This is a genomic window from Paenibacillus sp. SSG-1 (genome assembly GCF_002224835.1).
In the GTDB taxonomy this organism is placed as follows: Bacteria; Bacillota; Bacilli; order Paenibacillales; family Paenibacillaceae; genus Paenibacillus_AQ; species Paenibacillus_AQ favisporus.
In genome coordinates this window covers 6,740,963-6,752,066 of the sequence record NZ_MBRK01000001.1, presented here as the reverse complement: position 1 = coordinate 6,752,066, position 11,104 = coordinate 6,740,963, and the positions used below count along the sequence as shown (strand labels likewise).

Genomic DNA, 11,104 nt, shown 5'->3' with positions numbered 1-11,104 from the left:
GGCTGGCGGTTTCCCCCCGCCACTACCGAGAAACCTTGACCGTGCTCGCCCGCCCTCGCCGCTTCGATCGACGCGTTCAGCGATAACAGATTGGTCTGCTTGGAAATGTTCTCGATGGCCGTCAGCAGGCCGGCAATATCCCGCGTCGTTTCCATAAACGTCCGAATGGTCCGGTTGCTCTCCTCCACCTTGTCCTGGATTTGCTTCATCTTGTCGCCGATATGCTGCACTTCGCTTTGCGCCACCGCAATTTGCTGAGCAGCCGCCTCTTCGATTTCCCGCAGGGTAACGCTCATCTCCACCGACACGTCCTTGGCCACGTCAATATCCTTCAGCTGGCCGCGGATGCCGCGGATCATGCTGTGAACCTTCCCGCTCACCCGCTCCGTGGAGCTGGCGGTCGACTGGGCCGTCGCATGCTGTACGTGCTGGCTGTCCTGAACGTCCTGCGCCGCCTGCTTAACCTGCAGCATGATGCCTTCCAGGGCATCGATCATGCTGTTTACCCATTTGCCGAGCTCCTTGGCCTCGTCATCCGCAAATTCGCGCAGGTCCAGCCGCTGCGTCAAATCCCCTTTGCCTTCGGCATTGATTCGGATGAACCGGCTCAGGCTGCGTAAATGCTCCGCCGTCCGCCGCGTCCCCCTGCGTTCAAGAACGGAGACCGCGATCCAGCCGAACAGCACGTTTGCCGCCAGAACCATGATCAGCCCCGTGACCGGAGGCAGACTCCAGGCCAGCAGACCGAATAGAAGACCGTTCAGCACCACGCCCGCCAGGCCTGTCATCAGATGCATTTTCTTCATCTTCCAACCGAAGCTCCGGAAGCGGTACACTTCCTCCAAATCCCCTTCGCACATCATCCCCCATACGTCCGGGCAATGCGGAAGCTGAAAAGTAACCCCTTTACCGATCACCGGAATGTGCCGGTAGTCCGAATATCCCGGAAACTCCACAAACAGATTGCTTCCGTTCTGTATCGTGTTAGCCACCCCTGGATGCAGTTCTCCCGTGGCCGGGTCCTTGAACACCAGCTCCAGCTCGGTATGGTTCTTTACCTGAACCGTCCCGTAGTCGGTCCGTACCCCTTCTTTCAGGTTATCGCCGTGCGTAAAGGTAAAGTCCTCGAAGCGGCTCCGCGACAGCGCCGTTCCGGGCGCAATGTTCTTGCTCAGTCCCGGCTTGGCCATGAAAATGTAGTTATCGCCTGAATCGGGATATACATGCCCCTGCTCCCGCTGGATCAAGTCGCCCAGGACATCGTTTGGAACCCGGCCGCACAGCGCCCCTTTCCACTCACCGTCATTCATGACCGGCAAAATAAACATCAGCGTCATCGCGTCGTGAAACGCCGAAGTGCTCGGGCCGACCTCTAATGTGGCCGGGTCGGAATAGGGGCCGAACAGGCATGGATTCCCCTGCAGCGTATACTTCAGTCCCGGCTCGATCAGGCCCTCCCGGCTGCAGCTTGCTCCGATGCGGGACGGATGGGTGGAGTACACCACCTTCATGTCGTCACGAATCAGGAAAATCTCCGAGAAATCGGCACCTCTCTTCATATAGGAAGCGAACAGCGGCTCCAATACAGCGGCCCCGGCAGGATCCTGGACGATATGGCCAAAGTTTGGGCCAAGCTGTATGCTCAAGCGCTCCAAATGGGACCAATACTCCGTAACCCAGCTCTCTAATATTTGTATACGATTCTGGGCGATTCCCTCAAAAATGTTTTCGATATCCTCTTTCAAATGACGGTTTAACCGGTACGACCACCAGAGTGGCAGCCCCGTTGTAAAGCCAAGCCAGTCAAACATCCCCCTCAACCCCTTCATCTAACATTACATCGCGTGTTAACTTATTTAACACAATATGGTTTTCGCACATTTTACCTAAAATACAGGCCCGGTTCAACACAATATTTTACAGTTTTTAGGGGGTTATTGACCGTTGGGAAATAAGCAGTGTACCGCCGTGTTTAGCGGTGTGTCATGGTGTTACGGCCCAGTCCGCCGTCATCCGGCGGATCGGAAATCCGGACGTTTTCAAAGAATGCTTCAGAGGAGCGGTGGAAGCGGTTCATTTACTTCCCAATATGGTAAATGATAACTAGAAATGACAAGGATTCGCCTTTTGACATCTTTCTGAGCCGAAGGCATAATAAACCTATTGCCCTCGATTCCATGCGACAAAAGGGCTCAAGCAACCGCAGGATATTCAATTTTATGCGCAATCATCCAGCTTTTCGCGCGATATACTCAGCTGCCCGGCTTAGATCAGCCAGGTCAGCCCGTCATTAAAAGGAAGGAAGTTGGTAACGTGTCTTCACTTCGTGGATTTCTGCGAAAACCGTTTGTCTTATTCACCATTCTTTTACTTTTAAAGGGGTATTTGGCATGGGCCGTTACGTTTAATGACCTGATGCCCTGGAAGCCCATCATTACCGAAATTCCGTTTATTTGGCTCGTGTTCTGTCTGATTGAGTGGTTTGCCGGCAAGCGGAAATTCGGCGCTTATGTCATCGCCAACCTGCTGCTGACCACGATCTTTTTCGCCGTCATTATGTACTTCAAATATTATGGCGTCATCGCGACTTACCATGCCCTGGAGCAGGTTAACCAGGTTACGGCCGTCCGCAACAGTGTCTTTTCGCTGATGGACCCTTACTATTTGCTGATCTACGCCGACATCGTCGTGATCTTTGTCATCATGGTACGGGGCCGTAAAGCGCGGCAATGGAAGGATCAGACCAGCCGCCGGGCCCGCCGGAGCGTCGTTACCGTGCTGTTCATCCTGTCCCTCGTGATCTGCCTGTTTAATATCGTTCCGAACCGGGCCAGCATGAACGAGATCACAAAAGCCCAGCAAATGGGCATTTTGAATTATGAAGCGTATACGATTTTCTCCAAGAAGAAAGAGGACATCGTTCCGCTGAACAGCATTACCCAGGCCTCGATCGATGAGCTCAAAGGCATCAAGAAGACCGATCAGCCGCAGCATTTCGGGGATGCCAAAGGCAAGAACGTCATCATTATCCAGCTGGAATCGTTTCAGAATTTCCTGATCAACCTGAAGATCGACGGCCAGGAAATTACGCCTAATATGAACAAGCTGGCCAAAGAGCAGTACTACTTCCCGAACTTCAACCAAATGGTCGGCCAAGGCAATACATCAGATGCCGAATTCGTCGTGAACACCTCGTTCTATGTTCCGCCGAGCGGAGCAGCCACGCAGAACTATGTCGACAAGAAGCTGCCGAGCCTGCCGAGGCTGATGGAGAGCAACGGTTACTCGACCGCGACCTTCCATACGAACGACGTGGAGTTCTGGAACCGCGGGGAGCTGTATTCGTCCCTTGGCTTCCAGCATTATTACGACAAGTCCTTCTTCGGTGACGAAGATTCCTTCTTCTTCGGCCCATCGGATGAAGTGCTGTATAAGAAGACTGCCGCGAAAATGAAGGAAATGGACCAGGAAGACAAACCGTTCTATGCCCAGGTCATCTCGATGTCGGCGCATCATCCGTTCACGATTCCGGAGAGAAAATACCACATGCAGCTCCCTGAGCGATACGACGGTACGTTTGTCGGGGATTATATCCGCGCCCAGAATTATGCGGATTATGCGCTGGGCCAGTTTATCGATGAACTGAAGACTAACGGCCTCTGGGAAGACAGCCTCATCGTCATCTACGGGGATCACATGGGACTGCCGCTGTACTCCCTGGACCGTGATGATAAAGAATTGATGAAGGAAATTTACGGACATGAATATTCCTATTCGGATATGATTAACATCCCGCTGATTCTGGCGGGCGGCTCGATCCAACATCCGGAAGTGAACAACACGGTGGGCGGACAGGTCGACATCCTGCCGACGGTCGCCAATCTGACGGGCGTTTCCGTCAAAGACCATATTCATTTCGGACAGGATCTCTTAAATCAGAGCTATAATCTGATTCCGGAGCGTTATTATTTGCCGACCGGTTCCTTCCTGACCGACAATGCGCTCTTCGTGTCGGGAGCCGGATATGAGGATGGAGCGCAGTACCCGCTGAGCGGCCGAACCTCAGTGGACGGCGGCACTACGGAAGAGGAATATAACCGGGCGCTTAAGCTCCTTAATTTGTCCGACAGCTACGTGAATCAGCAGCCGCTTAAATAGAGAATGGCCTCATGCATATCAAGCCTTGCCTGTACAATTACGGGCAGGGCTTTTATTTTTCACCTTTGTTATCAATGTGTTATCTATTTTTCACGCACCCTATCTCCACACCAAGACGGGTATACCATCTATAATCATCATATTTTCACAACCGCACACTTGATCTTCAGACGCATTTTGTTTATAACAAGTATATAAAGTTATCATAACTAAATAACGAAATACGCTAACAAAATAACACAAGAAGAGGTGCACACGGTGAATTTAATGCGCAATAACTTGCTGGAAGGATATATCGGCGGCATGACCTGGGGATGGACCGGCATCCGGGGAACATGGAACACCCCTGAGGCCGGACATTCGATGGAGGAAATGGTAAAACGCCTCGGCGTGAACTGGACGGCCGTCACCTTTGCGGCCCTGCAGGATACGGCCCATTCGACGGAAATCCACTTTGCGGAAGAGCCGACCGTAACGGATGAAGAGGTTCGCCATGCGATTGCCTCCGCCAAACGTCTCGGCTTGCGCGTCTGCCTGAAACCGGTCGTCAACTGCACCGACGGAACTTGGCGGGCCCATATTAACTTTTTCGATATTGACGTGCCTTGTGAACCGAAATGGTCCGAGTGGTTTGACTCTTATACCCGGTTTATGCTGCACTATGCGGCTATGGCCGAGGAAACCGGCTGCGAAATGCTGTGCATCGGGTGCGAGATGGTGCAGACCGACCGAAGGGAACGGGAATGGCGCGAGCTCATCCGCCAGGTTCGGCAAGTATACTCCGGCATCGTTACCTATAACTGCGACAAATATCAGGAAGGCCAGGTGGCATGGTGGGATGCCGTGGATGTCATTTCATCCAGCGGCTATTACCCGATCGACAGTTGGGAAGAGCAGCTGGACCGCATTGAGCCGGTCGTCCGCCGGTACGGCAAGCCCTTCTTCTTTATGGAGGCGGGATGTCCCAGCCGGACCGGTTCGAGCCGGATTCCAAACGACTGGGGACTGCCCGGAGACCCAAACGAGGACGAACAAGCCGCTTATTATGAGCGGATGTTTGAAGCCTGCGCCAGCCGTTCATGGGTGGGAGGATTTATGCTGTGGGACTGGCCGGCGGCGCTATATGCACCGGGGGATGCCGCAGGGAATGATGATTACTGCCCTTATGCGAAAAAGGCGGAGGGCCTCATCCGCGATCATTACACGGCACAAATCCGCGAATTCGATGGACTGCCTGCCCAGCCGTAAGCGATCTAAAGGGCGCACAGGAAGATTGAACCTCGCGATTTCAGCTCTTTCAACTCGCACAACGGCAACCCTGTGCACTTTCCGGAAACTTCGAAACTTCCTTTATCGATAAAAAGCATCCCGCCTGTTGGGCGGGATGCTTTTTTTGTTATGACCGGCTGAGATTGTATCGTACCTGCCGTGATGTCAGCTCCCGGAGCCATCCGGCGCCTGCGCCGTGGAATCACGGTAGACGATATCGCCGGCGAGCAGGATTTTTTCCAGAGGCGTATCCGCCTTGTCCATTCGTTCGAGCAGCTTCTCGACAGCCCGGCGGCCCATCGCCTCCTTCGGAACATGAACGGTCGTCAGGGACGGACTGCCCTTGGCCGCATCGGCGATATTGTCAAATCCGGAGACCGACACCTCCTCCGGAACCCGCACGCCAAGCTCGATCAGGATATCCCGGGCCGTCAGCGCAATCGCATCGTTGGCGCAGACCAGTGCGGTCGGCAGCGATTTGGATTTGATTTTCCGCGAGATCCACGACCGGATCTCGGGCTCGAAGCTGCCGTTCTCCAAATCGGGAAGCGGAATGACCAGCCCTTCCTGGCTCGGCAGCCCCTGCTCATCCAGCGCCGTCCGGTACCCGATGGAGCGGTCCCGGAAGCTGCGCGAATACCGGTCGTTTCCGATGAACTGCAGCCGCTGATGGCCGATGCCGATTAGGTGGGTCGTCAGCCGGGCCATCACATCCATATTGTTCGCAAAGACCGTGTCGGACGGAATGAGCGGATCCTCCATGTCGACCAGCACGATCGGCAGCCCCATCCGGTGCACCTCCAGCAGCAGCGGCGTGGAAATTTCCCCGACCCCAATGAGTCCGAGAATCCCTTCCGGATTCAGGAGACTGACAAAGTTGTCCACGTTCTGCTCAGAGATGATCACCATGCCCAGTCCCCGTTCCTCAAGGCTGATCGAAATCCCCTCCATAATCTTGCCCCAGTACAGCGATTCCCTGTTCTGAAAACGGATATTGGGCATCAGGACGATCACGGAATGCTTGGCGCCGCTGCGCTTAAGCGTGTTAGGTTCCGTGCGGGGGCTCCTCATATAGGCTTTCTTTTGCGAAAAATAGCCGAGCTGGGAAGCCGCCTGGATCACCCGCTCCCGGGTCATTTCATTAACTCCGCCCTTGCCGGACAGCGCTTTGGATACAACGAACTTCGAAACGCCCAGGTGGTCGGCGATTTGCTGCATCGTAATCTTTTTGGCCATCGTCTTTATTTCACCTCAAATAAACTGTCATTCATATTACGAATATCGTAAAGGGCTGCATCGGGCGTGCCGCTTCCAAGGCGGTTTAGACGCCGGTGATGCTCCGGGTCCGGATACAGCCGTTTCTGGAACCATGTTTGTTAGTCTGCGGAATCAACAACATTATAACAAAATGGACGCTGGCATTATATAGAGACGATAACGAAGATCAGAGAAAGCTGGATTTATCCAGATTTAGGGTAAAAAGAATTGACTCTCACCACACAATTGTATACATTTGTATACAAACAGCATTACACGTATACACATCCACTAATTCTAAGGAGTGACGTCAATGAAAGAAGATATGAACAACGAGGGCGGCCGCTGGGAGCGAGGCGACCGGCGCGGCGGGGGCCGCGGACACGGGCACCACGACCACGGCCGGCGCGGCAAAAGGGAGCATCACGGCGACGACGAGGGCGGCCGGAGCTTTCAGAGCGCCCAGACGTTTCGGCGCGGCCGCGTGCTGATGTTTCTGGAGCGTATGCAGGTCATGCGCAGCACGCTGATGCAGCAGCTGAGCCAGCCCGAGTTCCAGCCGATCCAGCAGGTCATTACCGGTGAGCTGAAAGCCGTTGACCAGATGATCCAGGAGTACATCCATACGTTCGAGCTGCGTGAAACGGCGGATGGCGGAGCCTCGGGTTCTTCGCCGGGAGGCCAGGCGCAGGCTGCCGATTCTAATACCAAGTGAGGTCCCGCCCATGTGGAAACTGATGATATCCTACCTTCGTCCGTATAAGGTGTCGGCCCTGCTGGCTCCTCTGCTGATGCTGCTTGAGGTATCCATGGACCTGCTGCAGCCAGCGCTGATGGCGAACATCGTTAATAAAGGAGTTATCCCCGGCGATCTTGCGTACATCGAGCGAACGGGTCTTCTGATGATCGGGGTTGCCGTAGTCGGCCTGCTGGGCGGCGTGGGGTGCACCATCTTTTCAACTTATGCCTCTCAGCATTTCGGCACCGATCTCCGGGACCATCTGTTCCGGAAAATACAAACCTTTTCCTTCCGCAATCTTGACGAGCTGAAGACCGGATCGCTGATCACCCGGCTGACGAATGACGTCGTTCAGCTGCAGACAGTGGTCCAGATGATCCTGCGGAGCATCCGCTCCCCGCTGCTGTTCCTCGGCAGCCTCATCCTGGCCCTCTGGATCAGTCCCCGGCTGACGCTGGTCCTGGCGGTATCGATCCCTGTCCTGGTCGTCTTTCTGGTGCTGCTGATCCGGAAGTCTTTTCCGCTGTTCGGCCGGGTTCAGTCGATGCTGGACCAAGTGAACGGCGTCCTGCAGGAGAACCTCGCCGGCATTCGGGTCGTCAAGGCCTTCGTCCGCGCAGGTTATGAACGCAAGCGCTTTGCCGGCGCTAACGGTGATTACACGAAGGAGGCCATCTCGGCCAACCGGCTCTTGGGGCTGAACATGCCGGTCATGACGCTGATCCTGAATTTGAGCATCGTCGCGGTGCTCTGGTACGGGGGTGCCCTTACCCGTGACGGATCCCTTCCCGCCGGCGATTTGATCGCTTATATCAATTACGTGACACAGCTCCTGTTCGCCATGCTGATGGTAAGCAACATGCTGACCTTCATCTCCCGGGCCAGAGTCTCCGCGGCCCGGGTGCAGGAAGTGTTTGACGCGCAGCCGGACATTGTCGATCCCACCGGCGCCCAGGCCAAGGAACCGGCGGCCGCGGACGTGGTCTTCGAGAATGTATCCTTCGGTTACGGGGAGCATCCGTATGCCGATCCGGTGCTCAGTGGGATCAGCTTTACAGCCAAACCGGGACAGACGACCGCCATTCTCGGCGTTACCGGATCCGGCAAATCCTCGCTCGTACACCTGATCCCGCGGCTCTATGACCCCACCGGAGGCCGCGTGCTCATCGGCGGCACGGATGTCCGCGACATCCCGCTGGACATCCTGCGCGGGATGGTGGGCATGACGCTGCAGCAGTCCGTGCTGTTCAGCGGCACGGTGCTGGATAACATCCGTTACGGCCGGCCCGCCGCTCCGCTGGAGGAAGTGACTGCGGCGGCCAAGGCCGCCCAGGCCCACGATTTTATCATGCAGATGCCGGATGGCTATGAGACCGTGATCGGGCAAAAAGGCGTCAACCTGTCCGGCGGGCAGAAGCAGCGCCTGTCGATCGCCCGCGCGCTGCTCGTTAAGCCGCGGATCCTCATCCTGGACGACAGCACGAGCGCGGTCGACGTCGGCACGGAATCACGCATCCAGGCGGCGCTGAAGGAGCTGATGAGCCGCAGCACCAACATCATCATCGCGCAGCGGATCAGTTCAGTCATGGAGGCCGACCAAATTCTGGTGCTGGAGAACGGCTCCATTGCCGCCCGGGGGACCCACGAAGAACTGCTGCGGACCAGCGCGATCTATCAGGATATTTACCGTTCGCAGCGGAAGGAGGAAGATACGCATGCCGCAGCCAACTAAACCCGCCGGCGCTGAAGCCGGCCGCGGGGGCCCTCCCATGATGGGCCATGGACCCGGCCGAAACATGGTCATGCAGAAAGCCAAGCCCAAGCAGGCTGGTGCTACCCTCAGAAGACTGTGGGCCTATCTGAGCCGGCAGCAGTTCGGGTTGATCATCGTATATATTACGACCATTCTCAGCGCGGTCATTTCCCTGATCGGCCCTTTCCTGCTCGGCAAAGCGATCGACCGCTTCATTATGCCGAAGGAGCATGAAGGCTTCTGGTCGCTCTGCTTGCTGATGATCGGCATCTATGCACTGGGCAGCGTCGTTTCCTGGATTCAGGTGTACGTCATGACGGCGGTCTCCCAGCGCACCGTCTTGGCTCTCCGCCAGGACCTGTTCGATAAATACCAGCAGCTGCCGCTGCGCTTTTTTGATACCCATCCGACCGGAGAGCTGATGAGCCGCACGACCAATGACATCGAGAACGTGTCGAACACGCTGAACCAGAGCGTAACGCAGCTCCTGAACAGCATCATTACGCTGGCCGGGTCGCTGGTCATCATGCTGAGGCTCAACCTGCCCCTTACACTCGTCAGCCTCATCAGCATTCCGCTCGTGCTCGTGGCAACACGTCAAATCACGCGGCTGACCCGAAAGCTGTTCAAAGCCCAGCAGCAGCACCTCGGCGAGCTCAACGGCTTTATTGAGGAGACCGTCAGCGGGCAGAAAATCGTCAAGCTGTTCCGGCGGGAGCCTGTCGCGGTCGAGCAGTTCCAGAAGATCAACCACAAGCTGAATCAGGTCGGCATCCGCGCGCAGATCGCCTCCGGCATGGTCGGGCCGGTCATGAACATGGTGAACAACCTCAGCTTCGCCCTGATCGCGGCGGCCGGCGGCTGGATGGTGTTGCAAGGGCACACCTCCGTCGGCATCGTCGTCAGCTTTCTGAACTACTCCAAGCAGTTCGGCCGGCCGATCACCGAACTGGCCAACCAGTTCAACCTGATGCAGTCCGCCATTGCGGGTGCCGAGCGCGTATTTGAGATTTTCGACCTCGACACCGAGTATACAGAAGACCACAAGCGGGCCGTCGCGGAGCTTGGAGAGGTAAAGGGCAGCGTCGAATTCCGGAATGTAACTTTCTGCTATAAACCGGGAACGCCGGTGCTGCAGGACGTATCCTTTACCGCCGAGCCCGGCCAGATGATCGCCCTCGTCGGCCCTACGGGTGCAGGCAAAACGACAATCATCAACCTGCTGACCCGGTTTTACGAGATCGACCAAGGCGACATTTGCATCGACGGGGTGAGCATCCGCGATATGGATAAAGACAGCCTGCGGAGCAAGGTGGGGATCGTCCTCCAGGACGCCTACGTTTTTTCCGGCAGCATCCGCGAAAACATCCGGTTCGGACGGTTGGATGCGACCGATGCCGAAGTGGAGCATGCCGCCAGGCTGGCGAATGCTGACCGCTTTATATCCCGTCTGCCGGACGGGTATGATACCGTCCTGGCCGCCGAGGGCAGCAATCTCAGCCACGGCCAGCGCCAGCTGCTGACCATCGCCCGGGCGATCCTCGCCGATCCGGCCATCCTCATACTGGACGAAGCCACCAGCAGCGTCGATACCCGGACCGAAATGCATGTCCAGGAAGCGATGCAGACGCTGATGAAGGGACGGACCAGCTTTGTCATCGCCCACCGGCTGAGCACGATTCAGGATGCGGACCGGATTCTGTTCATCCACGGCGGACGCATTGCCGAGCAGGGGGACCACCGTCAGCTGCTGGAAGCCAAAGGTTTTTATTATGACTTGTACACCAGCCAGTTTCAGCGGGCGATATAACTTATTGGGTATAAGAAAAACGTCTATCGACGTACCTTCAAAGAAGACAGACCGCGTCTAAAGGAAGTTTTTCTTGCGAGATCAGGAAGCAGAAGCTCCGAAATTTATACTTTCTGAT

At 56.0% G+C, this 11,104-nt stretch carries 7 protein-coding genes; 5 read left to right on the top strand and 2 right to left on the bottom strand.

Translation table 11 applies throughout. The annotated features are described in order from the left end of the window. Positions 1-1,811: methyl-accepting chemotaxis protein (locus BCV73_RS30740; RefSeq protein ID WP_143811944.1), on the bottom strand; the 1,811-nt coding region annotated here is incomplete at its 3' end. A 502-nt stretch (positions 1,812-2,313) separates the two neighbouring features. Between BCV73_RS30740 and BCV73_RS30735 the strand changes: the two genes are divergently transcribed. Further along, complete coding sequence (locus BCV73_RS30735) at positions 2,314-4,158, top strand: LTA synthase family protein (protein ID WP_256993056.1); 1,845 nt, start codon at positions 2,314-2,316, stop codon at positions 4,156-4,158. Between the two features lie 267 nt (positions 4,159-4,425). After that, the gene (locus BCV73_RS30730; RefSeq protein WP_089550476.1) at positions 4,426-5,406 is read left to right on the top strand and encodes a glycoside hydrolase family 113; all 981 of its coding nucleotides are present in this window, start codon (positions 4,426-4,428) and stop codon (positions 5,404-5,406) included. 186 nt (positions 5,407-5,592) lie between these two features. Here the strand turns inward: BCV73_RS30730 and BCV73_RS30725 are convergent, their stop codons facing one another. Next, positions 5,593-6,663 carry a LacI family DNA-binding transcriptional regulator gene (locus BCV73_RS30725; protein WP_089549657.1) on the bottom strand — a complete coding sequence of 357 codons (1,071 nt, stop codon included), beginning with the start codon at positions 6,661-6,663 and terminating at the stop codon, positions 5,593-5,595. Positions 6,664-6,997: 334 nt separating this feature from the next. On the opposite strand from BCV73_RS30725, the gene BCV73_RS35245 reads away from it, so the two are divergent. Genes BCV73_RS35245 through BCV73_RS30710 form a run of 3 tightly spaced genes read left to right on the top strand, consistent with a single transcriptional unit; the run spans position 6,998 to position 10,986 of the window. Then, positions 6,998-7,399, top strand: a complete 402-nt coding sequence (locus BCV73_RS35245) for a hypothetical protein (RefSeq protein ID WP_179232100.1) — start codon at positions 6,998-7,000, stop codon at positions 7,397-7,399. A 10-nt stretch (positions 7,400-7,409) separates the two neighbouring features. Beyond that, complete coding sequence (locus BCV73_RS30715; protein WP_089549656.1) at positions 7,410-9,155, top strand: ABC transporter ATP-binding protein; 1,746 nt, start codon at positions 7,410-7,412, stop codon at positions 9,153-9,155. After that, complete coding sequence (locus BCV73_RS30710; RefSeq protein ID WP_481855813.1) at positions 9,139-10,986, top strand: ABC transporter ATP-binding protein; 1,848 nt, start codon at positions 9,139-9,141, stop codon at positions 10,984-10,986. Before BCV73_RS30715 ends, BCV73_RS30710 begins: the two co-directional genes overlap by 17 nt. Positions 10,987-11,104 lie beyond the last annotated feature (118 nt).

Bases quoted from the DNA above. Each gene is read 5' to 3' on its own strand.
- BCV73_RS30710 (WP_481855813.1), top strand. From the start codon at position 9,139: ATGCCGCAGCCAACTAAACCCGCCGGCGCTGAAGCCGGCCGCGGGGGC.
- BCV73_RS30725 (WP_089549657.1), bottom strand. From the start codon at position 6,663: ATGGCCAAAAAGATTACGATGCAGCAAATCGCCGACCACCTGGGCGTT.
- BCV73_RS30730 (WP_089550476.1), top strand. From the start codon at position 4,426: ATGCGCAATAACTTGCTGGAAGGATATATCGGCGGCATGACCTGGGGA.
- BCV73_RS35245 (WP_179232100.1), top strand. From the start codon at position 6,998: ATGAAAGAAGATATGAACAACGAGGGCGGCCGCTGGGAGCGAGGCGAC.
- BCV73_RS30715 (WP_089549656.1), top strand. From the start codon at position 7,410: ATGTGGAAACTGATGATATCCTACCTTCGTCCGTATAAGGTGTCGGCC.